This window comes from Mycobacterium sp. Marseille-P9652, from assembly GCF_902652685.1.
Lineage (GTDB): Bacteria > Actinomycetota > Actinomycetes > Mycobacteriales > Mycobacteriaceae > Mycobacterium.
Genome location: NZ_CACRUY010000008.1, coordinates 120130 through 142886, shown reverse-complemented (window position 1 = coordinate 142886; position 22757 = coordinate 120130). Strand labels below are relative to the sequence as shown.

Sequence of the window (22757 nt, the reverse complement as noted above, 5' to 3'; positions counted from 1 at the left end):
GTGACGGGTTTGCGCGGTGCGGCGGGCGGGGGGGGGGGGCCGTTGGCCGGGGCCGCGCCGATCATCGACGCGACGATCGTGCCGTGGGCGTCACAGTCCGACAGGCCGTCGCCGCCCATGATGTAGTCGCCGCCGGGAAGCAGGTGCGGGAACCGCGGGTGCGGCGTCACGCCGGTGTCGATGACGGCGACCTTCTGTCCGGCGCCGCGGCCGAACTGCCAGGCCTCCTGGAGGTTCAGCATCTCCATGTACTTCGGCGGCAACCGGAAGTCGGTGCCCGGCAGGACACCGACCTCGGTGCAGTACGAGTTCTGCTTCATGGGCGCCGGCGGCCCGGGCGGACCGTCCGGCGGCACCGCGGCCGGATCGATCGTCGGGGGCGAGATCGCGTAGGCCGGCGGCAGGCCGGCCAGTGCTCCCGACGCAAGCAACAGCGCGGCGATGGTCACGCGGGATGCGCGACCACGCCACGCCGTGCGACTAGCGGTATCGGATGGCTGCATAAACGTTCATCAACCACAATGCCAGCGGGAAGATCGGCATGAGGCAGAGGTACTCGATCCACTCCACGAACTTGCGGAAGAGCGGGCTGTAGACGGTGTTCGGCACCACGGCCGCGGCCGCCACGCCCGCCGCCGGCAGCAGCACCAAGATCGCGACGCTGACCGACACCGCGAGCGGCGACTGCAGCACCAGCGCGTACCGCACCACCACACCCGCGACGATCAGCACAGAGCTCACGGCCAGCGTGATCGCCTGCCAGCGGTCCACGTACGAACGCCCGCGCAGCATGAGGAACCCGGCGCAGAAGCCGGCCAGCAGCAGCGGCAGCCAGCGTTGCCCGGTGTGCGGGTCGGCCAGCGCGGTCAGCGAGACGACCATCAGCGTGCCCAAACCGATGAGCAGACCGCTCAGGAACGAACGCGCGCGCTCGGCCTGCAGCAGGACGTCGCGAACCGACGCCGGCCCCTCGAGCACCGGCGGACCACCCTCGGAGCGCACCACCGTGGTGGGCAGGTCGGGCCGGGCCTCGAAGACCCACCGGCTGGTGGCCGACGGGAAGACGGGCAGGCGGATGCCGGCCAACCTGCGCGAGAGCGCGGGAGCGCCGTGGTAGACGAGCACGCACAGCAACACGACGCTGGTGAACAGCGTCACGGCGCTGGAGTTGGCGACCATGCGCACCAGCGCGGCGATCGCGGTCACCAGGGTGATGGTCACGATCGCGGTGTACAGGCCCAGCCGGCGCCCGGTGAAGCGCAGGGCCAGCATCGCGGCGATGGTGAGGACGCCGAATCCTAGTACCGCGTGCGGCGCGCCCACTCCCCCGGGCGGCGCGGAGGCCGCGGACACCGTGAGCGGCGCGAGGCCGCTGAGCAGCATGGTGTCGCCGACGAGGCGATCCCGGTCCGTGGTGGCGCGCATCAGCAGCAGCAACGAGACGCCGAGCATGACCGCGGCGATCACCGCGGCGTAGACGGTGGGCAGCCACGAGTTGTGGTGCCAGCGCCACCAGCCCAGCAGGCCGGACGCCGCCGTGACGCCGACCGCGACCATCGTCGCGCCCACCTGGAGGGCGATGCCGGGGTCGATCGCGGCGAAGCGTTTGCTGAGGTTCGCGGCCACCGCGGTGGAGATGTGCTCGATGACCTGAGACCGGTGCTCGGTGTCTCCGATGAACCGGATCCACAGCCGGTCGCCGTCGTAGACGTCCTGTTCGGTCAGCGACTGGGTGGAGCGCAGCGGGGTGCCGTCGACGAGGCACAGGGCCCATCGGCCGCGGCCCGTGGCCTCCAGCGGGGTCTCACCGAGCTCGCGCAGCCGGCTGTTCACGACCTTCAGCAGGGGGTCGGTCATCACCGAGACCGGGGCATTGGCGTCGAGCAGCACCCCGATCTGCACTCCCTCGCCGGCCATGATGCCGACCACTACCGCCCGAGGCTGAGACAGTCCCTCAACGTCAGGCTGTGGCGCTTCAACTACCGCGGTCATCGCCGTGCACCCCCTGCCATGGTGTTTGTGTGATTGCGTGCCACCAGCCCGAGCATTTCGGATTTCATCTGCCTCGCCTTGCGGTCATGAGTCGTGGTGACACTTGTCTGGGATTTGCTGATGATTCTAGAGAAGTATGCCGTGTTCGCATCTCGGCCGCCTGCTAAGCGCAAAACCATTGGTAAACATTGTGTTTCGCATCGGAAATTCACACCCTGCGGTGCGATTTCCATTCGCCGTAGGGCAGCGTGTCCAGAACCGTTTTGACGCCCACCTGGACGAGTTGCGGAGTCGCGGGGCAGATTGCCAGCCACGCCTCGCCGGATCCGGCGGTTCGCGCCTGCTGGTACAGCGCGATGCGGCCACCGGAACCGTCCTTGAGGGAGAGCACCGAGGCGCTGGGGCCCTTCGCGTCGTCGCGGTACTGGCGCGCGTAGACCGCGACCTCGGCCGCGGGGTCCGACAGCGCCTGGCCCAGGGCGGCCACCGTGGCGGCGCTGATGCCCATGCGCCGCAGGTCACCGCCGGAGAAGACATTGAATCCGGACTCCTGCCAGTCCTTCGTCGCCTCCAGCATTTCCTCCAGAGGCACGTTGACGGCGTTGATCGCCGCCGGCTCGGCGTGGTGGATCGACTCGAGGCCGTCCATCACCAGGGCCGCGATCGAGGCGCTGTCGGCGATCGCGACGTCGTCGACCGTGATGTCGCTGCCCACCCGCACCGCGGACACCCAGTGCTGGCCGCGGCGGGCGAGCACCACGCGGAACTCGTTGTCGGGGATGTCGCGGGATCCGGGCGGCTGGTTCTCGTCCTCGACCACGCCGTAGAGCAGCTTGCCCCGGGACAGCAGCGCGACCACCTCGAGGTCGGGTGCGGCGAGCACTCGCATGCGCGCGGCGACCTGCTCGTGCACCTCGTTGTTGGCGTCGACGATGCCCTGTTCACGCATCACCGCCATGCCGGGGTGCTCGTTGAGCCAGTCGCTGGAGTCGGTCGACACGTAGGGCCGGCACCGCAACTCCGGGGCGACGTGCCGGATGTCCAGTAGCGCCTGGAGCATCCAGAAACCGTCGACGTTGACGGTGATGTCGGTGCGAGTGCTCTGTTGGTCCATCAATACCTCGAGGTCGAATTGCACGGAAACCGCAGGACGCGGCAGCACACCGGATGGGTGGTGTGCTGCCGCGCCTGAAGTGGGAAGTTAGGCCCAGCTGGAGCCGACGGCGCTGTCGGTGCTCGACATGTTGTTGCCTGCCGTCTGCACCTTCTGGCCGTGGGCGTTGGCCTGCTCGTAGATCACCTGGAAGTTGCGACCCAGCTGGGTGATGAACTCCTGGCAAGCCACCGAACCGGCGCCACCCCAGAAGTCACCGGCAGCCAGCACATCGCGAACGATGGCCTGGTGCTCGGCCTCCAACGAGGCGGCCTGGGCGCGAATCGTCGCGCCGTGGGCGTCGACGTCGCCGAACTGGTAGTTAATCGTCATGGTTTACGTCCTCTCAAAGTTTGAATGTCTGGGAAAGTTGGCCGGCGACTAGCTGCCGAGGATCTGCTGCGAAGCCTGCTCTTGCTGCTCGTAGTTGTTGGCGTCGCGGATCAGGCCGTCGCGCACCCCGTGCAGCATGTTGACGATGTTGCGGAAGGCCTGGTTGACCTGCCCCATCGTGTCGTAGGAGGTCGCCTGGGCCTGGCCGCTCCAGCCGGCACCGGCGATGTTCATCGACGACGCCCACATCTTGCGGGCCTCGTCCTCAACGGTCTGGGCGTGGACCTCGAAGCGGCCCGCCATCGCCCGCATCTCGTGCGGGTCGGTCATAAAACGTGTTGCCATGTGGCTGACTCCTTACTGCGTGATTAATGGTTGTTTGCCGTCAAAAAGACTGTGGTGCCGGTTCACGTCACTACCGACGGACCGGATTCCTGAGTGAGCTTCCCCGGTCAGCCGGCGGCGGCGGCGTTGGACGCCTCGGTGGCGGCGTAGGAACCGGCGCTGACGCCCAGGGTGTTGACGAACATCTGGTGAATGGCGTCAGCCTGGGCGCTGACGGCCTGGTACATCTGCGCGTGCGCGGCGAACTGGGCCGCGGTCAGCGCCGACACCTCGTCGGCCGCCGCGGGCACGACGCCCGTGGTCGGGGCCGCCGCGGCGGCGTTCTGGGCGCTCAGGCCCGAGCCGATGCCCTGCAGGGTGCCGGCCGCCGCGGCCAGTGCCTCGGGCTGTGTCGTCACAAACGACATTGGATTCCTCCTAAGTTGATTCCCCCACTCCCTGCGAAGAGAGTAGTTGACGCGCGCCGCCGGAAGACCTTTCCGAAGCCGCCTGTTCGCAATTGTTCACTGAACGGCACGGCGAATTCATTTTTGGTAACGACACAGTAACAGCGGCGGACCCCGCCCGCTGACGTCAAAACACAATCACAGCAAATCGTCAGCCGGCCCGTGCGGGCCCACCCGTCACATGGTTCCTGACCAGGGTATAGGGCGCGCACCGCATTGGGAAGCCAAACCCGTGGAGCAAATGCGTGATCTTCACACGGCGACGGGCTATCCGGCCGCGGGCGGGCGGGCCATGACCGTGGGTTTGAACCCGTACCGGGGCCCCGAGCCGGATGCCCCGGTGCCCACGCCCGCCAGGGGCATTCCGCCGAGCAGGTTGCCGGGGGCCGCGTCGGGGGCCTCCCGGACGTTGCTGACCGGTATCGCGGACGCGTGGTTGATCGCCTGTACCGGCGCGGACCACGAGGCCGGCACCGACAACTTCCCGATGGAGGTCGCGCTGCCCAGGTGCGCCGCCACCGGCGGGGCGCCGCTGCCGAGCAGACCCCCCAGCGCGGGCAGGGACTTGGGAACGGCGGCGGCCGCAGCCGGGGCCGCCCCGCCGATCGCGCCGAGGGTCTTCGCGGTCTGGGTCAAGGAGTTGCTCAGGCCGATGCTGAAGTACGGCAGACCCTCGGTGTTGTAGAAGACGCCGGCGTAGGGCTGGTAGGCGGTCATGAATTGGGACAGGCTTTGGCCCGGGAAAGCCGGCGTCCCGAACAGGCCCTGCCACAGCCACGACAGCGGTCCCGACGCCGACGACAGGTAGTTGTATTCGGTCTGCAACGGCGAGGCGAACGGCGCCGCCAGGTTGAACAGCTGCGCGGTGATCTGGCTGATCGTGCTGTTGATCTGGTTCTGGATCGAGCTGACCGTCGGGCCTGTCGCCGCGGCGACCGCGGCCCCCTGGGTGGCCGCGGCCGCCGGGTTGGCGACCTGCGGCGGCGCGGCGAACGGGGTGACGGCGGACGCCGACGCCGAGTTCCCGGCGTAGCTGTACATCGTCGCGGCGTCCTGGGCCCAGAACTCGCCATACTGCGCCTCGAGTTGGGCAATGATCCCGGTGTTCTGCCCCAGCACGTTGGTCGCCACCGCCTGCGCGAGCTCGGCGCGGTTGGCGGCGATCAGCGGGGGCGGCACGATCGACGCGAACGCCGCCTCGTAGGCGGCCGCGGCCGCGCTGGCCTGCGTGGACGCCTGCTCGGCGAGCGCGGCGGTCGCACCCACCCATTCGACGTACGGCTGCAGCGCTGCCGCCGCGGACGCCGAGGCGGGCCCAAGCCATTCCTCGCCGGCCAGCTGGGTCACCACCTTGTCGTAGTCGATCGCGGCCGAACTGAGCTCGGCCGCAAGCGAATTCCACGCCGAGGCCGCCGCCACCAGCGGGGTCGAGCCCACGCCCGCGTACAGGCGTGCCGAGTTCACTTCCGGCGGAAACGCACCAAAGTCGATTGCCATGTCCTGACTCCTTAACCGGCCGCGGCCGCGTTGGCCGCCTCCGTCGCCGCGTAGGACCCCGAGCTGATGCCCAGGGTGTTGACGAACAGTTCGTGGATGGCCGCGGCCTGGGAGCTGACCGCCTGGTACAGCTGGGCGTGCGCGGCGAATTGCGCGGCCGTCAGCGCCGACACCTCGTCGGCTGCGGCCGGTACCACTCCCGTCGTGGGGCCGGCCGCCGCGGCGCTCTGCGCGGCCAACGACGAACCGATGCCCTGCAGAGCGCCCGCCGCCGCGGTGAGGGACTCGGGCTGGGTGGTCACGAATGCCATGCTGCTCACTCCTGTCCTCGGAATGAAACGGGTAACGCGCCCTCGACCGGCGCAGGCGATGGGCCGGCGGCCGGTTGGATGGAACGGCGCCGCACGGGAGATGAAATCTGCTGGCGCGCTGGATGATTCGCGATCGGCATGCGCATCACCCGGCCGACGGGGGACGGACGAGGACGCTTCGCTTGAAGCCGTATTCGCGCGAGGAGCCGAAGGCGGCTGCGCGCCGGCCGCCACTGCCCATCGGGATGCCGCGCAGCAGCCCGCTGGTTCCGGCCTGCTCGCCGGTGACGTAATCGGCGGTCACCGCCTGGGTGGCGGCCTGCTCGCCGGCACCCGGCGCGCCGGCCCAGTTCGACGGCACCGACAGGCCCCCGACCTTGCCGGCGCCGCCCGCGCTGGCCAGCACCGCTCCCCCGGTGTGCCCGCTGACGGCGTTGACGCCGCTGATGGCCCCCAGGTGCAGGCCGGCGAACTGCGGTGTCGCGTACCAGGCGCCCTGCGCACCGGCGGTCGTTCCGGCGCCGAAGGTCAGCTGCTGTTGGATCGACGCGAAGAAGCTGGCCATGCCGACCGAGAAGTAGGCGAGACCGACGGTGGTGCGCGAGAGCGCGGTCCGGTTCGCCACGTTGAGGTCGGTGAACTGCTGCACCAGCGGCCAGGTGTACGGATTCAGCGGCGACGCGAGGGCGCCCGACGAAAGCTGTTGCAACAGTTGGTTTATCGACGCGAATACCGACGTGGGTGACAAGGAGTCCGGAATCAGGCCCGCCCCGGGGGTCGCGGCGGCCGCCTGGGACACGCCGGTGCCGGCCGGAGTGGACAGGGCCTGGGTGACGGCGGCCGCCTGGGCGGCCAGCCCGCCCTGGTCGGTGGTCTGCGCCGGTTCGGCGAACGGGGTGAGTTGGGTGGCGGTCGCCGACGCGCCCGCGTAGCCGTACATCGCGGCGGCGTCCTGCGCCCACATCTCGGCGTACTGCGCCTCGGTGGCCGCGATCGCGGGGGTGTTCTGGCCGAAGAAATTGGTGGCGATCAGCGTCATGAGCAGCACCCGGTTGGCCGCGATCACCGGGGGCGGCACCGTCATGGCGAACGCGGCCTCGAAGGCGGCGGCCGCGGCGCGCGCCTGGCTGCCGGCCTCCTCGGCCAGCCCGGCCGCCGCGTTCAGCCAGGAAATGTACGGCGTGGCCGCGGCGAGCATCGACCGCGACGCCGGGCCCAACCACGGCGAGCCGGTCAGCTCGGAGACCACCGACGAATAGCCCGCCGCCGTCGTAGCCAACTCGGCGGCCAGGCCGTCCCACGCCGAAGCGGCCGCCATCATCGACCCCGAGCCCGGGCCCGCGTACATCCGGCCCGAGTTGATCTCGGGCGGCAACGCACCAAAGTCCATGGCCTACGAACCGCCGGACTCGATTGACATGTGATTCCCCGCAAGCTGTTATGACTGCCGACCCTGACCCGCTCGCTTGCGAGGCTAAGCCGGGCCGGCGCCGGCCGAGGCCCGGCGATGCGCCCGACGGGCCTGCGACGGCCGCCGCGCGGCCGCACGATCGGAGCAGAGGGCGAGCGGCGCCCCGCGGGGAGGGCTCTCGCCCGGAAAGGGCTTCTATCTGGGGAAACGCGTCATGAATTGGCGCGCCGACCCGATTTTGGGCGGCGCGGGCAGCGGCGTCCCGGGCCGTGGGCGGCGGTGCCAAACCGCCCGGGAGGCAAAAAAATCCGGCCGCGGCTAAAGCCGGTCCGGAGCCCGTCCAGACCCGCGAGCGGGTCGGTCATCTGCCAGGAAAACACCGCTGCTCCGGGCGACGGTGGGACGCCCGGAGCATCGGTGGTGAAACGAGTGGCTACCCGCCCAGCGGCGGCCGGGCCATGACGGTCGGCTTGAAGCCGTAACGGGGGCCGGCGGCACCGGAGGTCCCGGTGCCCATGCCCGCCAGCGGCATGCCGCCCAGCAGGTTTCCGGTTCCGCCAGCCGCCTCCGGGGCGGCGCTCACGGTGCTGACCAGCTGCGGCGCATGCCCGATCGTGCCGGGGCCGACGGCGCTGGCCCAGGTGGCCGGCACCGACAGCTTGCCGATCGAGGTGGCGCTGCCGAGGTGGGCCGCCGCGCCGGCCGCACCGCCGCCGAGGAGACCGCCCAGGCCGGGCAGCGCCTTCGGCACGGCCGCGGCGGCGGCCGGGGCCGCACCGCCGATCATGCCCAGCGTCTTGGCCATCTGGACACCGAAGTTGCCCATACCGACGCTGAAGTAGGGCAGACCCTCGGTGTTGTAGAAGAGGCTGGCGTAGGGCGCGTAGCCGTTGATCATCGTGCCGAAGTTGCTCGGCAATACGGTCTGGCCGCTGATCAGGAACCACGCCTCCGTCAGCAGCGGGTTGGTGTTCGTGATCCCAGTGACCGCGGATTGCGTCGCGCCCACGTTGGCGAACGGTCCCGCCAGGGCGCCCAGCTGCTGCTGGACCTGGGTCAGGAAGTCCTGGATCGTCGCGGCCGGAGTGGCCTGCGCCGCCGTGACCGCGGCCGCCTGGGTGGTGGTTCCCGACGGGTTCACGATGTTCGGCGCGTTCTGGACGGGCGTCACCTTCGTCGCCGCCGCGGACTGGCCGGCGTAGCTGTACAGCGCCGACGCGTTCTGCGCCCAGAACTGGGCGTACTGCGCCTCGAGCTGCGCGATGATGCCGTTGTTCTGGCCCAGGATGTTCGTCGCTTGTGCCTGCGCCAGCTCGGCGCGGTTCAGGGCGATCAGGGGCGGCGGGACGACGGAGGCGAGCACGGTCTCGTAGGCCGCCGCGGCCGACATGTGCTGGCCGGCGGTCTGTTCCGCAATCCCGGCGGTGGTCGTCATCCAGTCCACGTACGGCTGCGCCGCCGCCGCCATGGCGCCGGAGGCGGGCCCCAGCCACTCCTCGCCCGCGAGCGAGGTGATGACCTGGTCGTAGCCCAGTGCGGCCGCGTTGAGCTCGGCGGCCAGGCCGTTCCACGCCGCTGCCGCGGTCGTCAGCGACCCGGAACCCGGGCCCGCGTAGATCATCGCGGAGGAGACCTCCGGCGGCAGTGCGCCTAGATCGATAGTCATGTTCTGACCCCCTAGCCGGCCGCGGCCGCGTTGGCCGCCTCGGTCGCCGCGTACGACCCAGAGCTGACGCCCAGGGTGTTGACGAACATCTGGTGGATGGCGTCAGCCTGGGCGCTGACGGCCTGGTACATCTGCGCGTGCGCGGCGAACTGAGCCGCGGTCAGCGCCGACACCTCGTCGGCGGCCGCGGGCACTACACCCGTCGTCGGGGCAGCCGCCGCGGCGTTCTGGGCGCTCAGCGCCGAGCCGATGCCCTGCAACGTGCCCGCCGCAGCCGCCAACGCTTCGGGCTGCGTAGTCACAAACGACATGAAAATCCCTCCTCAACCTCAGGCTCGGTGACCTTGAAAGAATGTTTGCTGCTCGAATTTCACTGCAGGCATGGCTTGCTAGTGAGACTAATCGGATCGCGTCGCGTCGCGCCTCCTTAGCGCCAACTGTTCACTGGTGGACAACTGGTGTTCATTTGCGGCCCTGTGCGGCCTGGCTCGAACGGACATCGTGGTCACCCGGCCGACGGCGGTCGTGTCAGCACGCTGTGCTTGAACCCGTACTTGTTGGTGTAGCCGTAGCCCGCGCTGCGCCGCGCGGTGCCTGCCATCGGCATCCCGCGCAACAGGGTGTTGCTGCCGGGCCCGCCCGCGCCCGCCGCCGGGGCCTCCTCGGACACCGCGCTGACGAGCGTGGCCTCGGTCGCCGAGTTGGTCCAGCTGGTCGGCACGGACAGAGCGCCGACCTTGCCGGCGCTACCGGCGCTGGCCAGCAGGGCTCCGCCGCCGGGGTTGCCGCCACTCACGGCGCTGACGCCGCTGACGGCGCCCAGGTGCAGGCCGGCGAACTGCGGCGTCGGGAACGGGCCGTCGGCCGCGCCGACCGTCGTGCCCTGGCCGAACGTCAACTGCTGGCCGATCGACCAGCCGAAGTTCGCGAGGCCGACGCCGAAGTAGGCCTGCGCAAAGCGCCGGATCGTGTCGTACATGCCCGTGGTGATCCCGAACCAGTTGTTGGTCGGGGTGGGCAGCCCGTAGGTGAGGAAGGCCTGGATCTGGTTCTGGATCATGGTGAACGGCCAGTTGGTGGCGGTGTAGTTCGACAGTGCTTGCAGGATGTCGGGTATCCCGGCGGCCTGGGTGAGGTTGCTAGTGGTCGCCGCCGCCGTCTGCCCGGTGTTGCCGGCCGGCTGGGCGGTGGCCTGGGCCACCGCGAGGCCCTGGTTCGCCACGCCCTCGGGGGTGGTCGTGTTCTGCGGCGACTGGTAGGGGGTCAGCTGTGTGGCGGCGGCCGACGAGGCGGCGTAGCCGTACATGGCCGCGGCGTCTTGGGCCCACATCTCCATGTACTGGGCCTCGGTCGCCATGATCGCGGGGGTGTTCTGCCCGAAGAAGTTCGTCGCCACCAGCGTCATCAGCAGCACCCGGTTGGCCGCGATCACCGGCGGCGGCACGGTCATCGCGAACGCGGCCTCGAACGCGCCCGCGGCCGCCCGCGCCTGACTTGCGCTTTCCTCGGCCAGGCCGGCCGCCGAGCTGAGCCAGCTGACGTAGGGCACGACGGCCGAGACCATCGCGGTCGACGAGGGCCCCACCCAGGGGGCGCTGGTCAGCTCGGTGATCACCGAGTTGTAACCACTCGCCGCGGTCGACAGTTCCGCCGCCAGCGCGTCCCACGCCGTGGCGGCAACCATGATCGACTCAGCCCCCGGGCCCGCGTACATCCGACCGGAATTGATTTCGGGCGGTAACGCTCCGAAGTCGAACACCGTGTCCTCCTCAGTCGGCCGTGATCGATAACGATCTCGGCTCTCATATAAGAACTTTAAGAACTCAAGTCGGCCGCCGTCACGGCCTTGTCATGCGTCGCCGGCCTCGGGCTTCGTTGACCCATCAGACACCGCCTACCTGAGTTGGATCCTTCGACCAGCAAACCCAGTTGCAAAGGTGGCCGGGAGCCGGTGGCGCATCCGTCCGTCGCGTCCGGATCGGTGGTGTGCCACCGGCATTCCCGGACTTCTGATCAGGATCGACATGCACTATCTGCCCCAATCACCCCCGCTGTCAGCAACCGAGCGACAGCCCGCTTTTGCACTGAACTGCCGCTCGCAAACGAGATTAACTGCTCCCGACGGGTGCGCCGACCCGCGATGCCAACTGTTCACTCGGCGCCAACGATTGTTCAATCCCGGCCAACCGGCGTTCATCTGGAACAACCGAATGTTCACGTGCCGTTCGCATTTGGCGCACGGGAGCGAGTCGGTCGCGGCGCGTCGGGTCCGCTTCCGGCCGTTCTCTAATCCTCGTCGAGGGTCAGCGCCATCTCGGGGCACGAGGCCACACCGTCGCGGGTCACCTGCTCGTCCTCGGGCCGCACCTCGTGCTCCTCGAGGATCGAGTAGCCGGATTCGTCGATCGGGAAGAGCCTGGGGTCGACGGCGTAGCACTGGGCATGGCCCACACATCGGGACTTGTCGAGACGAACCCTCACGCGGCTTCCTTTGTCGGCGCGGAACATCAATCGATGGAGTCTAGAAGACGATCGCGCGTCAAGGCCGAACGAGTGGCGTCCGACGTTGCCCATTCGGCCGGATTGGTGACCCGTTGCCGTACATGCGATATTGATGTGCCACCAGAGGGCGGTAACAGCGAGCCGTGCACGGCGTTGCCGGCACCGGCGAACTTCCACGAGCAGGCGGAGATCAGAGCGCATCATGAGCACTCTCGGCGAAAGCCAGCCGGGCGCTTTTCACCTGCCCCGGCTCGACTACTTCAAGCTGCCGATGACCGAGGACCGGGGCGTCGGCTGGAAGACCTTGCGTGACGCCGGCCCGGTGGTGTTCATGAACGGCCACTACTACATCACGCGGCGCGAGGACGTGCTGGCCGCGCTGCGCAACCCGAAGGTCTTCTCGTCGCGCCTGGCGCTGCAGCCGCCCGGTTACCCGCTGCCGGTGGTGCCGCTGGCTTTCGACCCACCGGAGCACACGCGCTACCGCAAGATCCTGCAGCCGTTCTTCAGTCCGCTCGGATTGAGCAAGTCTCGTCCCGTGCTGGAGCGGCACGCCGCCGAGATGATCGCCGCTATCGCGGCCCGGGGTGAATGCGAGGTTATGGCCGATTTGGCGCGGCTGTACCCCTTCCAGGTGTTCCTCGACCTCTACGGTCTGCCGATCGAGGACCGGGACCGTCTGATCGCCTGGAAAGACGCCGTCATCGCCGACAAGCCCTTCCTCTCCCCGGAGGACATCGAGAAGGGCGAGGCGCTGCTGGCCTATCTCGCCGACGTGATCGCGCAGCGCCGGCAGAACCCGGGCACCGACATGCTGTCCAAGGTGATGACCAGCGACGGCGACTTCACCGATGCTGAACTGCTCGGCATGAGCCACCTGCTGATCCTCGCCGGCCTCGACACGGTGACCGCGGCCATCGGATTCTCCCTCTTCGAACTGGCGCGCCGGCCCGAGCTGCGCGACAAGCTGCGCGACAACCCCAGGCAGATAAGGGTTTTCATCGAGGAGATCGTCCGGCTGGAGCCGTCCGCGCCGGTGGCGCCGCGGGTGACCACCGATTTCGTCAACATCGGCGGCATGACGCTGCCCCCGGGGACGCCGGTGCGGCTGTGCACGGCGGCGGTGAACCGCGACGGCAGTGACACCGTGTCCACCGACGACATCGTCATGGACGGGAAGGTGCACCGGCACTGGGGTTTTGGCGGCGGACCGCACCGCTGCCTGGGTTCGCACCTCGCGCGCATCGAGCTGGTTGTGGTCGTCGGCGAGTGGCTGCGACAGATCCCGGACTTCGACTTGCCCGCGGATTACTCCCCGGAAATCAACTTCCCGTCGAAGACCTTCGCCCTCAGGGAGTTACCACTGCGCTGGGGCTGATCTCCCAACCCCAACGCAGCGGCAGCCGTCCCTTACTTGCGGAGTTCGGTCGCCGCCACCTGGACGAACACGCCGGTGTCCTCGGCCATGAGCAGGCCGCGGCCTCGGGGTAGCGGTCCACCCTTCATCTTGCCGCGGATGAAGCCCTCGTCGGGGTCGGCGTCCATCACCAGCAGCGGCGAGTTCGCCTGCGCCAGCGCCCGCAGCATCGGGTCGCTGCCCGCCGACGACCATCCGCCGAAGGTGCGGGTGACGAGCACGTGCAGACCGACGTCCGCCGCCCGGTTGACCCAGGGCGCGGCCTTGTGCAGCGGCGAGTCGAAACCCGTCGGAAGCTGCTGGATGTCGTCGACGATCAGGAAGATCTCCGGACCGCTCCACCACGACCGCGACAGCAACTCCTCCGCCGACAATCCGGGCGGCGGCTCGCGGCCGGCCAGGACGGCAGCCAGGTCCGTCATCATGGCGTTGACGCCGTCGAGGTTGTAGGCGAACTTCTCGACATATTCGGAACCCAACACCGTCAGCAGTTGACGACGCGGGTCGACCAGCCACACCTGTGCCGAGGGTCGCCCGGCCGGTGGCGGCGGCGCGCTGGTGGCGCCCGGCGCGTAGAGCCGGCCGATCTCCGACATGATCGTCGCCAGCGTCGTGGTGCGCCCGCACTCGCGGCGGCCCGTCACCATCAGGTGCGAGTTCTCCGCGAAGTTGAGGTACACCGGCGCCAGGTCCAATTCCGAGATCGCCCAGGCGATTCCGCCCGCGCCGACACCCTGGCGGGTGTCCCGCGCGGCGAGCTCGCGCACCTGCTGCACGCCGAAGATGGCCGGCAGCCGGCGCACCGGCGGCGCCTGGGCGCTGGTGAGCCTGCTGACCGCGTCGACGATGCTGTCGGAGGAGAAGACGTTGTCCGGGGTGGTGGCCAGCGCGGGGCGGGCGATCAGCGTGTGCAGGCCCGCCTGCGGGTCGGCGTCGAGGCGGACGTAGTTGACCGCGACCATGCCGCGGCCCGGCTTGACCGGAACCTCCTTGGCGAACCGCGACCGCACCAGCTTCGCGTCCTCGACCGCGGCCAGCCGCAGCTCGACGCGGGATCCGAAGCCGCTTCGCACCGGCGGCCGCAGTTCCGACTCGCGGTCCGCGGTGACGACCACGTGCACACCGAACGACGGGCCCTGGTTGATGATCACGTTGACCTGTTCGATCAGGACCTCGTTCTCCTCGGCCAGCGCGCGGTAGTTGTCGACGACCAGGTACACGTCGCCGAACCCGTCGTTGGGCACCGGGCCGGGCTCGCCCGCGAACTTGCGGCGCCGGAACACCTCCATCGAGGCGATCCCGTACTCGAGGAAGGTTCGCTTGCGTTCGCGCACCAGCGCCAGCAACTCGGCCACCGTGCGCCGCACCCCGTATGGGTCGGTGGGGCCGGCCACCTCGCCGACGTGCGGCAGGCGGGCCACCGTCGTCAGCGCGGTGCTGCTGTAGCCGAGGCAGTAGAACTGCACCTGCTCGGGGGTGTGCGTCAGCGCGGCCGAGCAGATCAGCGTCTGCAGCGCCGTGGTCTTGCCCGACCCGCCGGCGCCCAGGATCAACACGTTGGAGCCCGGGCCCGAGGTGTCGACCGTCCACGGCGGCTGGTCGTGCTTGAACGGCCGGTCGATGAGGCCGATCGGGAACACCAGGTCGCGGGCGGTGCCGTAGTCCTGCTGCCACGGGTGGCCGAGGAAGCGGTTGACCAACTCGTCGATCGCGACCGGCTGGTTCAGCGGCGGCTGCCACAAGCGGTACGGCTCGAAGTCGATCTTGCGCAGCTGGTCGATGATCACCGTGCCGACCTTCGGCACGCGGATGCCGCCCTCTTCTTCGTCTTCGGCCTCTGCCTCAAGCAGCTCACCGTTGGAGTGGGCGGTGACGGCCTCGATGTCGGGTCCGCCGACGGTGATGTCGAGCGGGGTGAATGAGTTGGTGAACAGCTGCGGGCGCACGTAGTCGATGCTGTGCACCAGCGCCGGACCGTCGTCGCCGTCGAGGGTGAGGCCGCGCGGGATGTAGTCCCGCCACAGGAACTCGGCCTGGAACCGGATGATGTCCTCGAGGCTCTTCCGGAAGTACCCCAGACCGGCCTGCGCCGGCAGGTTCACCGCGTTCGGCACGCCGGCCGCCTGCGCGGCACCGGCGGTGCGCGCCTTCAGGACCAGCCGGTAACCCATGTTCTCCATGAGCTTTTCGGCGCGGCTCTCGATCGTCTGCGACGCCATCATCAGGTGGATCCAGTAGGCGCGGCCCTGACGGCCGATCGAGTCGAGCACGTCGACCGCCGTGGGCATGATGCGGAACCACTCGTAGAACTCGTCGATGACGACGACGAGCATCGGCAGCGGCGGCATGTCCTGGCCGCGGGCTCGCATCCGCAGGCGCACGGAGTTGTACTCCTTGGCGTCGTCGACGCCGGCGCTGTCGCAGATGGCCTTGCGGCGGGCGATCTCGCCCCACAGCGCGTCCAGGAAGCGCTCCATCAGCGCCTGGTCCTCTTCCAGGTCGGTGATGATGCGGGAGACGTGCGGCACGCCGGCGAACGGCTTGACGGCCGACCCACCCTTGAGGTCGGCGAGCACGAACTGCAGCTCCTCCGGCGGGTGGCCGAGCATCAGCGACTCGATCACGGTCCGCACCAGGGTCGACTTACCGGAACCGGTGGTTCCGGACATGACGCCGTGGGGGCCGTCGCCGCCCTCGTCCAGGGACTTCATGTCCAGGAACAGCAGCTCGCCGTTGTCGGAGCGGTTGCCGAACGGCGCCCGCAGCCGCGACCGGCCCAGGGCATCGGTCCGCTTGCCCCACAGCTCATTGAAGTCGATGTCGGCCGGGTCGTCGATGCCGTAGTAGGCCATGATGTCGCGGGCGCCGATGTGCGCGACCCGCTGACCGATCTCCTCGTAGGCCTCGGCGAGCCGCCAGCGCGCCAGCTTCTGCGCGAACTCCTCGGCCTCGGCGCCGGTCAGATGGTCGGTGAGGGCGAAGAACCACGGCTGCTCGTCGATCACCATCCAGGTGTCGCGGTCGCGGGGCAGCGCCTCGATCACGCCGCGCTCGTTGAACCGGAGGGTGCGCTCCGGCACCGACGACCACATGGACGCGCCGGTCAGGTCGAAGAACGTGACGCCGTCGATGCCCTCGGCGCTGATCACGTACTCCCACTGCGGGTCGGTGACGTCGGCGATGATCACCGTGTGCGGCGTCGGGGTCTGGGCCGACGAACTGGCGTGCCGGGGCGTGAAAGACCCACGGCCGGCGAACAATTCCGCCTGCTCGGCGGCGAACTCGCGCACCGAGGCGTACACCATGCGCGCGTTGCCGGCCGCGTCCTGGCGCCGGGGGTCACCGAAGTGGGGAATCCACTTCACCCAGTCCCACTCGTCGAGGTCCGAGCTCACCACGATCATCTGCACGTGGTCGGGCCCGTGCGAGAACGCCAGCTGGCAGATGATCGCGCGCATCAGCGACAGCACCTGCTCGCGGTCCCCCACCAGCGAGTACCACGGCTCGACCATAATCGAGATCATCTTGGGCAGGTTGTAGACGACGCTCTGGTAGCGGCCGAACTCCTGCAGTGCCTTACCGGTCACCGGCTCCAGCTCGATGTCGGTCGGCATGTTCTGGGGCTCACCCCAGGTCACCTCGGGACGGGTCATGCCCACGCCCACGCGGACCACACCGAAGTTGAGGTCCTTGCCGTCGGGCTTGCGCTCCCACATCCGCGGGGAGCCCACCGCGGCCGTCAGCGTGGTCGGCGCCGGGTGGAACCACCGGTAGTTGGCGTCCATGCTGTCGGCCGACTCGTGCGCGGTCTCGCGCAGCATGTCCAGCATCAGCATGAACTGGGCGCGCATCGCGTCCAGCTTGGGCCGGCTCATCTGCTGCTGGCCGCCGAACCGGCCGCCGAACATCATCATCATCATCCCGCCGACCATGAAGATCGGGAAGATCGCGCCGGCGCCGCCGAACACGTGTGACCCACTGGCGAAGACCATCGCGACCATGCCGCCCAGCAGGCCGATCACCACGACACCGACCACGATCAGCCACCACGGCTTGCCCTCCGGCGGCGGGATGCTCAGCGGCGTCGGGAGGACGATGTTCTCCGGCTTGATGACCGGAGGCTTCTCCGGTGTCGGCCTTGCGAATCCACGTTTCATCGGGGTACCGCCAATTCTGCCGGGGACATGTCCATGGGTAGGGTGTCGTGCTCCACCAGCGCGTCGGCGCGCGACAGGGTCGGACCTTGCGGCAGGAGCCGCAGCGCCACCCAGGGCGCCAGGCTCGGCTGGCCCTTGAGGCCGAGCGCCTCGCGCACCTCGCGGGTGTCGTCCACGCCGAACCGGGCCCCGGCATCGGTCAGCCACCACATCGATTCGGTGGTCTTGGAGCCGGGGTCGTTGCCGGTGACGGCCACGAAGTTGGCGTGGTCGGAAGCGAAGTAGACCTGGTCGGCCTCGCGGCCGGTGGTGTCGGCCTTCACCAGCGACACCACCTTGCCCATGTTCTTCTGCTCGATCGGGAGGCTCGGCCCGGACACGACCTGGATGCGGGCGCGGTTCTCACCGGACGTCTTCTCCCACCACCAGCACGTCGCCGGGTTCTCGCGGATGTCCATGACGTTCAGCGGGGTGTCCGGGTAAGAGGACAGGTCCAGCTTGTTGACCACCGGCATCTTCGCCAGCGCGGCCGGCTCCACGGTCACCGGCTTGGTGTTGCCCGGGCCGGAGTTCTGCAGGATCTGGGCCACCAGGGGCGGCAGCGTCTGCACGCCGTCGGCGAGCACGAGCGAATACTGTTGCGGCCCACTGATCTGCGGCGTGACGATCACCGTGCCGATCGGGCCCGGGGCGCCCTGGAACGTCGCCGGGGCGCCCGCGTTCTGCACCTCGGGAACCGTCAGCTCGGGCCCCACCGGCAGCGCGTCGAACAGCGCGCGGCTCATCGGCTTGGCCATGCTCACCTGCTCCGGGGTGAGGCCCAGGGGCAGCAGCACCGACCGGTTCGTGGCATCGATGCGCGACCGGCGTCCCTGCCGGATCACCCAGGCGTCGCCGTTGTAGTTGAGCACCACGGCGTCCGACCCGTTCAGCACCCGGCGGTGGTTCGACAGGTCGGGGCTGCCGTCGATGACGGTGACGGTGACGCCGGACGGCGCACCCGCTCCGGTCGAGCCGGCCACGGTGTCGCACACCAGCCAGGACGAGGTGGACGGGCTCTTGGGGGCGAAGGCATTGGGGGCGCCCGGGATGCCGACCAGAGGCCCGTGCGGCATGCTCGCGATCTGGCTGGACCGCACCGGGTGCGGGTTGTCCGGGCGGCCGGTGATCAGCCGCGCCGACGCCAGGTTGAGCGCGGGGTACAGCTTGTCGCCCACGCGCACGTAGAGGGCACCGGAGTCCTTGTCGGCGATGATGGGCGACTCGTTGATCTGGCCGGACGGGCTGATGAAGGAGTAGAGCAACGCTCCCAGGCAGATCACGAGCGCCGCGGACACCGACGCCACCACGGCGAGCGTCTGCCGCCGGCCCGGCTCGATCTCCATGCGCACTCGCCACCGGGTGAGCGCCATCGCGGTCCGGCGGGCCAGGAACTGGTAGCCCGTAACCTGTGTCCGCGTCGACAGCCCGAGGCCGTACCCCGACCCGCGCTGTCCGCGACTCTCTTCCGCCACGTTATTTCACCATCCGGTCTGCTAGAACGCCTGGATAAAGCCTTCGTGGATCAGTCCAGTGCGCATTGTTTCCACAACCGTGACAACGGTAAGGCACCCGTGTGGACCTCGCCACGCGGCGCCGTTTCCGTCCTCTATTACATCTCGTGCCGGCCGATTCCGAAGCTTTTCTCCTCGACGGGCAGGTCGATGGCGGCAGCGGCGGTGTGTACCGCTCACCTGCACATTCCGTGTGCCCCACTGACCCCCCGAGCGAATCGACGGTCTCATGGTAGCCGCGAACCGGCTGCTCGTCCTGTCGAATGTCAGCTTTCGGCGAACGGCTAGGCGAGGACCGGCCGCGCCCCGCACGCCGGGCCGTCGTCCGGCGAACGCTGCAAGATGACCGTTATGACTGAGCTCGCCCCCTCGCTGGTCGAACTTGCCCGCAGGTATGGCATCGCCACGGAGTACGAGGACTGGACCGGCAGGCGAGTTCCGGTCCCCGAGTCCACCGTGGTCGCGGTGCTGGCGGCACTCGGGGTGGCCGCCGGCGACGAACAGGAGCGGAACGTCGCGCTGGTGACGCAGTTGCGGTCGTACTGGGCCCGGCCGTTGCCGCCGACGATCGTCGCGCGCACGGGCGCGCAGACGAAGTTCTGGGTGCACGTGACACACGGCGCCCCCGCCGAGGTCTGGCTGGAACTGGAGGACGGCACGGTGCGCGACGGCGTGCGCCAGGTCGACAACTTCACCCCGCCGTTCGACCTGGCGGGGCGATGGGTCGGCGAAGCCAGCTTCGTGCTCCCCACCGACCTGCCGCTGGGCTACCACCGGGTGCACCTGCGGTCCGGTGACAGCGAGGCCGCGGCCGCGCTCATCGTGACGCCCGACTGGCTCGGGCTGCCGGAGCGGCTGGGCGCCCGACGGGCCTGGGGCACGGCCGTCCAGCTCTACAGCGTGCGGTCGGAATGTTCGTGGGGCGTCGGCGATCTCACCGACCTGGCCGACCTGGCGGTGTGGTCCGCGACATGCCACGGGGCCGATTTCGTCGTGGTCAATCCCCTGCACGCGGCCGCCCCGACCGCGCCGATGGAGCCGTCGCCGTACCTGCCGACGTCACGGCGCTTCTTCAATCCGCTCTACCTGCGTGTCGAGGCCGTCCCGGAGTTCGCCGACCTCGTCAAGCGCAGCCGCGTGCGGCGGTTGCGCGCCGACGTGCAGCGCGCGGCGCGACGGCTCGACCGCATCAACCGGGACGGCGCCTGGGCGGCGAAACGTGAGGCGCTCGCGTTGCTGCACGGGGTGCCCCGGTCGGCCGGCCGCGAGCTGGCGTACGAGGCGTTCCGGAAACGGGAGGGACGCGCGCTCGATGACTTCGCGACCTGGTGTGCCCTGGCGGAGGAATACGGCGGCGACTGGCATCGGTGGCCGGAGTCGCTGCGGCACCCGGGCGGCAAGGGCGTCGCCAAGTTCGTCAGCAAGCACGCGGGCACCGTGGACTTCCATCGCTGGTTGCAGTGGCAACTCGACGAGCAACTCGCGGCGGCGCAGTCGCAGGCCGTGCGGGCCGGGATGACGCTGGGCATCATGCACGACCTCGCCGTCGGGGCGCACCCCAACGGCGCCGACGCCTGGGCCATGCAGGACGTGCTGGCGCCCGGCGTCACCGCGGGGGCGCCGCCGGACGAGTTCAACCAGCTCGGTCAGGACTGGTCGCAGCCGCCCTGGCGCCCGGACCGCCTCGAGGAGGAGGAATACCGGCCGTTCCGCGCGCTCATCCGGGCGGTGCTCAGGCACGCCGGCGGGGTGCGGATCGATCACATCATCGGGCTGTTCCGGCTGTGGTGGATCCCCGAGGGCGCCGCGCCCACCGCGGGCACCTACGTCCGCTACAACCACGAGGCCATGATCGGCATCGTCGCGCTGGAGGCCCACCGCGCGGGCGCTGTCGTTGTCGGCGAGGATCTCGGGACGGTCGAGCCGTGGGTGCGCGACTATCTGTTGCTGCGCGGGGTGCTGGGCACCTCGATCCTGTGGTTCGAACTGGACCGCGACGACCCAAGTGCCAGCGGCGCTCCGCTCCGCGCCGAGCGCTGGCGGGAGTACTGCCTGTCCTCGGTCACGACGCACGACCTGCCGCCGACCGCCGGCTACCTGGCCGGCGACCACGTGCGGCTGCGCGAGTCGCTGGGGCTGCTGACCCGGCCCGCCGGGGAGGAGCTGGAAGCGAGCCGCGCCGAGCTGGCGGCGTGGCTGGCCGAGTTGCGCCGCGGTGGGCTGCTGGCCGAGGGCGACGACGACCCGGAGTCGGTCGTCGTGGCGCTGCACCGGTACGTCGGCCGGACCCCGTCGCGGCTCGTGGGCGTCTCACTGGCCGACGCGGTCGGTGACCGCCGGACGCAGAACCAGCCCGGCACGACCGACGAATACCCCAACTGGCGGATGCCGCTGGCGGGCCCCGACGGTCGCCCCCTGCTCCTCGAAGACGTCTTCACCGATCGGCGGGCGGCCGCCCTGGCCGAGGCGGTGCGCGCGGCGATCGCGCCGGCCACCAACTGAGGCGCCGGATCAGCGGGCACGCCCGATCCGCCCTGTAGTTTGAACGGCCATGAAGGTATCGGTCGTCGCCCCCGTGGCCGACGGCGTCACCGCGGACCCCGAATGGATGGTGCAGTTCGCGACGCACCTCGAGCGGTGCGGCTTCGAGTCGATCGTCGTCGCAGAGCACACCGTCCTGGCCACCCGCTACGACAGCGTCTACCCGTACGACAGCTCCGGACGGGTGGGCATGGCAGCGGACTGCCCCATCCCCGATCCCCTGGACGTGCTCGCTTTCCTGGCGGCCCACACCACGCGGCTGGGCCTGGCCACCGGCGTGCTCGTCCTGCCGAACCACCATCCGGTGATGCTCGCCAAGCGGGCCGCGACCGTCGACGTGCTCTCCCGCGGCCGGCTGCGGTTGTGCGTGGGCGTCGGATGGCTGAGGGAGGAGGTCGAGGCGTGCGGTGCGGAGTTCGACAGCCGCGGGCGCCGGGCCGACGAACAGCTGGCCGTCCTGCGGACCCTGTGGGCCGACCACCCCGACGGCGCGTCGCATCACGGCGAGTTCTTCGCCTTCGACAACGTCGCGTCGTACCCGAAACCCCTTGCCGGAGACCGGCTTCCGGTGCACATCGGCGGCCACAGCCGGGCGGCCGCGCGCCGGGCGGGACGGCTCGGCGACGGATTCCAGCCGCTCGGCGTGACCGGGCCGCGGTTGGCGGCGCTGATCGCGCTGATGCGCGACGAGGCGGCGGCGGTGGGGCGCGACCCCGGCGCGCTGGAGGTCTCGCTGGGACACCTGGTCAGCAAGATCGACGCCGACCGCGCGGGCGGCCTAGTCGAGCAGGGCGCCGATCGGATCGTGCTGGGCATGCCGCCCACCACCGACGTCGAGCAGGCCAAGGACATGTTGTCGGCGTGCGCGCAGCGGCTGTCCCTGTCGTGACGGCCGGCCTTCCGTGACGCTGTCCGCCGACGTGCGATGGGCCCTCAGCGATCTGGTGCACCGGTATGCCGCCGGAGTCGACGACCGCCAATTCGCCGAAGCCGCATCGCTTTTCGCCGACGGCGCGGAGCTGGCGGTCCCGGAGCCGCCGGGGCGTCTGGACCCGGTTCACCTTCACCGGGGCCGCGACGCGATCACCGCCGCGCTCGCTGCCGTGGCCGGGGTTGCCCGCACCGAGCACGCGATCATCGGGGAGGTCTACGACGGCGCCGCGCGGCCCGGGAATGCGCGGGGCCGCATCGCCTGCATCGCGCACCACTGGGACCGCCGTGGCGACGAGGTGTTCGACGCGGTCTGGCATCTGCGCTACGACGACGAGTACGAGTTGACCGACGCCGGGTGGCGGATCAGTCGCCGGGCCCTGACGATCAACGCCATCGAGACCCGACCCACTCGGCGGTTGCGCCCGCACGACCCGGCTTAGTCGCGATCGCGAGCGCGGCATCGCCGGGCGATGGGGGTACCCCCGCGTAGCTGGGGGACG

General features: G+C 69.8%; 19 protein-coding genes. 4 read left to right on the top strand and 15 right to left on the bottom strand.

The annotated features are described in order from the left end of the window. From GPY60_RS07410 to GPY60_RS07350, 13 genes are all read right to left on the bottom strand, one after another. The coding region (locus GPY60_RS07410) for a S8 family serine peptidase (RefSeq protein ID WP_370462664.1) at positions 1-503 on the bottom strand (503 nt) is incomplete at its 3' end. Then, positions 481-1992, bottom strand: a complete 1512-nt coding sequence (gene eccD, locus GPY60_RS07405; protein ID WP_156686982.1) for a type VII secretion integral membrane protein EccD — start codon at positions 1990-1992, stop codon at positions 481-483. The genes GPY60_RS07410 and eccD, both read right to left, overlap by 23 nt. 208 nt (positions 1993-2200) lie before the next feature. After that, positions 2201-3106, bottom strand: a complete 906-nt coding sequence (locus GPY60_RS07400) for an ESX secretion-associated protein EspG (protein WP_156686981.1) — start codon at positions 3104-3106, stop codon at positions 2201-2203. A gap of 87 nt (positions 3107-3193) precedes the next feature. Beyond that, on the bottom strand, positions 3194-3478 hold the full coding sequence (locus tag GPY60_RS07395; RefSeq protein WP_156686980.1) for a WXG100 family type VII secretion target: 285 nt from the start codon (positions 3476-3478) through the stop codon (positions 3194-3196). Positions 3479-3526: 48 nt separating this feature from the next. Next, positions 3527-3823 carry a WXG100 family type VII secretion target gene (locus GPY60_RS07390; protein WP_067929734.1) on the bottom strand — a complete coding sequence of 99 codons (297 nt, stop codon included), beginning with the start codon at positions 3821-3823 and terminating at the stop codon, positions 3527-3529. A gap of 107 nt (positions 3824-3930) precedes the next feature. Continuing rightward, positions 3931-4230 (bottom strand): PE family protein, encoded by a 300-nt coding sequence (locus tag GPY60_RS07385; RefSeq protein WP_156686979.1) that lies wholly within the window; start codon positions 4228-4230, stop codon positions 3931-3933. 306 nt (positions 4231-4536) lie between these two features. Next, positions 4537-5760: a PPE family protein gene (locus GPY60_RS07380; protein ID WP_156687001.1), complete on the bottom strand. Its 1224-nt coding sequence runs from the start codon at positions 5758-5760 to the stop codon at positions 4537-4539. Between the two features lie 17 nt (positions 5761-5777). Then, positions 5778-6077, bottom strand: coding sequence for a PE family protein (locus tag GPY60_RS07375; RefSeq protein WP_156686978.1), 300 nt, complete (start codon positions 6075-6077; stop codon positions 5778-5780). Between the two features lie 145 nt (positions 6078-6222). Next, positions 6223-7467, bottom strand: a complete 1245-nt coding sequence (locus tag GPY60_RS07370) for a PPE family protein (protein WP_156686977.1) — start codon at positions 7465-7467, stop codon at positions 6223-6225. Positions 7468-7921: 454 nt separating this feature from the next. Further along, positions 7922-9154, bottom strand: coding sequence for a PPE family protein (locus GPY60_RS07365; protein ID WP_156686976.1), 1233 nt, complete (start codon positions 9152-9154; stop codon positions 7922-7924). A gap of 11 nt (positions 9155-9165) precedes the next feature. Further along, positions 9166-9465, bottom strand: coding sequence for a PE family protein (locus GPY60_RS07360; RefSeq protein ID WP_156686975.1), 300 nt, complete (start codon positions 9463-9465; stop codon positions 9166-9168). A gap of 194 nt (positions 9466-9659) precedes the next feature. Next, positions 9660-10913: a PPE family protein gene (locus GPY60_RS07355; protein WP_156686974.1), complete on the bottom strand. Its 1254-nt coding sequence runs from the start codon at positions 10911-10913 to the stop codon at positions 9660-9662. Between the two features lie 527 nt (positions 10914-11440). Then, positions 11441-11635, bottom strand: a complete 195-nt coding sequence (locus tag GPY60_RS07350) for a ferredoxin (protein ID WP_156686973.1) — start codon at positions 11633-11635, stop codon at positions 11441-11443. 223 nt (positions 11636-11858) lie between these two features. Between GPY60_RS07350 and GPY60_RS07345 the strand changes: the two genes are divergently transcribed. After that, on the top strand, positions 11859-13034 hold the full coding sequence (locus GPY60_RS07345) for a cytochrome P450 (protein ID WP_156686972.1): 1176 nt from the start codon (positions 11859-11861) through the stop codon (positions 13032-13034). A 32-nt stretch (positions 13035-13066) separates the two neighbouring features. Here GPY60_RS07345 and eccCa read toward each other — a convergent pair whose 3' ends face one another. Together eccCa and eccB are read right to left on the bottom strand one after the other, a co-directional pair. Then, on the bottom strand, positions 13067-17230 hold the full coding sequence (eccCa, locus tag GPY60_RS07340; protein WP_156686971.1) for a type VII secretion protein EccCa: 4164 nt from the start codon (positions 17228-17230) through the stop codon (positions 13067-13069). Continuing rightward, positions 17227-18744 (bottom strand): type VII secretion protein EccB, encoded by a 1518-nt coding sequence (gene eccB, locus GPY60_RS07335; RefSeq protein ID WP_156686970.1) that lies wholly within the window; start codon positions 18742-18744, stop codon positions 17227-17229. The genes eccCa and eccB overlap by 4 nt, the downstream gene beginning before the upstream one ends. A 390-nt stretch (positions 18745-19134) precedes the next feature. On the opposite strand from eccB, the gene malQ reads away from it, so the two are divergent. From malQ to GPY60_RS07320, 3 genes are read left to right on the top strand one after another with little or no spacing between them, the layout of a single operon-like run. Continuing rightward, positions 19135-21285 (top strand): 4-alpha-glucanotransferase, encoded by a 2151-nt coding sequence (gene malQ / locus GPY60_RS07330; protein WP_156686969.1) that lies wholly within the window; start codon positions 19135-19137, stop codon positions 21283-21285. A gap of 49 nt (positions 21286-21334) precedes the next feature. Beyond that, positions 21335-22213, top strand: a complete 879-nt coding sequence (locus tag GPY60_RS07325; RefSeq protein ID WP_156686968.1) for an LLM class F420-dependent oxidoreductase — start codon at positions 21335-21337, stop codon at positions 22211-22213. A 13-nt stretch (positions 22214-22226) separates the two neighbouring features. Next, positions 22227-22697: a nuclear transport factor 2 family protein gene (locus GPY60_RS07320; protein ID WP_156686967.1), complete on the top strand. Its 471-nt coding sequence runs from the start codon at positions 22227-22229 to the stop codon at positions 22695-22697. Positions 22698-22757 lie beyond the last annotated feature (60 nt).

Excerpts from the sequence above, each read along its gene's own strand:
- eccD (WP_156686982.1), bottom strand. The coding sequence starts at position 1,992 with ATGACCGCGGTAGTTGAAGCGCCACAGCCTGACGTTGAGGGACTGTCT.
- GPY60_RS07400 (WP_156686981.1), bottom strand. The coding sequence starts at position 3,106 with ATGGACCAACAGAGCACTCGCACCGACATCACCGTCAACGTCGACGGT.
- GPY60_RS07395 (WP_156686980.1), bottom strand. The coding sequence starts at position 3,478 with ATGACGATTAACTACCAGTTCGGCGACGTCGACGCCCACGGCGCGACG.
- GPY60_RS07390 (WP_067929734.1), bottom strand. The coding sequence starts at position 3,823 with ATGGCAACACGTTTTATGACCGACCCGCACGAGATGCGGGCGATGGCG.
- GPY60_RS07385 (WP_156686979.1), bottom strand. The coding sequence starts at position 4,230 with ATGTCGTTTGTGACGACACAGCCCGAGGCACTGGCCGCGGCGGCCGGC.
- GPY60_RS07375 (WP_156686978.1), bottom strand. The coding sequence starts at position 6,077 with ATGGCATTCGTGACCACCCAGCCCGAGTCCCTCACCGCGGCGGCGGGC.
- GPY60_RS07370 (WP_156686977.1), bottom strand. The coding sequence starts at position 7,467 with ATGGACTTTGGTGCGTTGCCGCCCGAGATCAACTCGGGCCGGATGTAC.
- GPY60_RS07365 (WP_156686976.1), bottom strand. The coding sequence starts at position 9,154 with ATGACTATCGATCTAGGCGCACTGCCGCCGGAGGTCTCCTCCGCGATG.
- GPY60_RS07360 (WP_156686975.1), bottom strand. The coding sequence starts at position 9,465 with ATGTCGTTTGTGACTACGCAGCCCGAAGCGTTGGCGGCTGCGGCGGGC.
- GPY60_RS07345 (WP_156686972.1), top strand. The coding sequence starts at position 11,859 with ATGAGCACTCTCGGCGAAAGCCAGCCGGGCGCTTTTCACCTGCCCCGG.
- eccCa (WP_156686971.1), bottom strand. The coding sequence starts at position 17,230 with ATGAAACGTGGATTCGCAAGGCCGACACCGGAGAAGCCTCCGGTCATC.
- malQ (WP_156686969.1), top strand. The coding sequence starts at position 19,135 with ATGACTGAGCTCGCCCCCTCGCTGGTCGAACTTGCCCGCAGGTATGGC.
- GPY60_RS07325 (WP_156686968.1), top strand. The coding sequence starts at position 21,335 with ATGAAGGTATCGGTCGTCGCCCCCGTGGCCGACGGCGTCACCGCGGAC.